This window comes from Microbacterium sp. Leaf351 (genome assembly GCF_001423825.1).
GTDB classification, from domain to species: Bacteria; Actinomycetota; Actinomycetes; order Actinomycetales; family Microbacteriaceae; genus Microbacterium; species Microbacterium ginsengisoli.
Map to the genome: position 1 here is coordinate 103,539 of NZ_LMPK01000015.1, position 1,074 is coordinate 104,612.

Below are 1,074 nucleotides of genomic sequence, written 5' to 3' on the forward strand. Positions count from 1 at the left end.
GCTGTGCACGAAGCCCGGCGTCGTCTTCATCCCGCGGGACGGCGACGCGGTCGTCGACGAAATCGTGCGTCTCGCGAAGGATGCCGCGGCCCAGCCGCTGCTCAACGGCGGCATCCACGCCTCGCTGTTCCGCATCGAGCACGCGCTCGTCAGCGCGGGCGGCGCGCACGCCCTGGTGCCGGCGCGGGTGGGCGACACCGGTTTCACCGCGACCCCGGCGGTGCTGGAGATCGATGCCGCGCAACTCACCCCGGCGGCGACCGAGGAGGCGTTCGGCCCGCTCGTCGTGGTGGTGCGGTACGACACGCTCGACGACGTGCTCGCCGCCCTGGACGCCGTGCCCGACTCTCTCACCGCGACTGTCCACGCACAGCCCGACGAGCTCGACGCGGCGGGCCCCCTTGTCGACGACCTCTCCCGGCGCGTCGGCCGGCTCGTGTTCAACGGCTACCCGACGGGCGTGCGCGTCTCGTGGGGTCAGCACCACGGTGGCCCGTGGCCGGCGACGAACACGCTCCACACCTCGGTCGGCGTGACGGCGATCCGGCGGTTCCTGCGCCCCTTCGCCTGGCAGGACGCCCCGGAGGCGCTGCTGCCGATCGAGCTGCGCGACGCCACGACGAGCGTGCCGCGTCGCGTGGACGGAATTCTGCGCCTGGCTACACTGGGCGCATGACCCTCGACCGCCCCGCCTCCGGCGCGACGTCGAGCGTGTTCGGCTCCGCGCCCGCGCGCCTGCCGGCGGCCCGTCTGGGCGTCGCCGTGGTGCGCGACCTCGTCGGCGTCGTCATCAACGGCGAGGTCGCCCCCGGCGACACGCTGCCCCCGGAGGAGCGCCTCGCGCAGCACTTCGGGGTCAGCCGCACGGTGATCCGCGAGTCGGTGAAGCGCGTCGAGGAGAAGGGGCTCGTCTCGGTCGCGCCCGGTCGCGGCACGACCGTGCAGCCCCCCACCTCGTGGAACGTGCTCGATCCGGTGGTGCTGTCGGTGATGGTCGAGAACGACGATTCGCTGGGTGTGCTCGATGAGCTCGCCGTCGTGCGCTCGGCCCTCGAGGGCGCGATGTCCGCTGCG

Annotated in this window: 2 protein-coding genes; both read left to right on the forward strand. The window is 73.6% G+C overall.

What is annotated here, in order from left to right:
* Window positions 1-676: aldehyde dehydrogenase family protein (locus ASG00_RS17340; RefSeq protein ID WP_235559291.1), on the forward strand; the 676-nt coding region annotated here is incomplete at its 5' end.
* On the forward strand, window positions 673-1,074 hold a 402-nt coding region (locus ASG00_RS17345), incomplete at its 3' end, for a FadR/GntR family transcriptional regulator (RefSeq protein ID WP_235559299.1). The genes ASG00_RS17340 and ASG00_RS17345, both read left to right, overlap by 4 nt.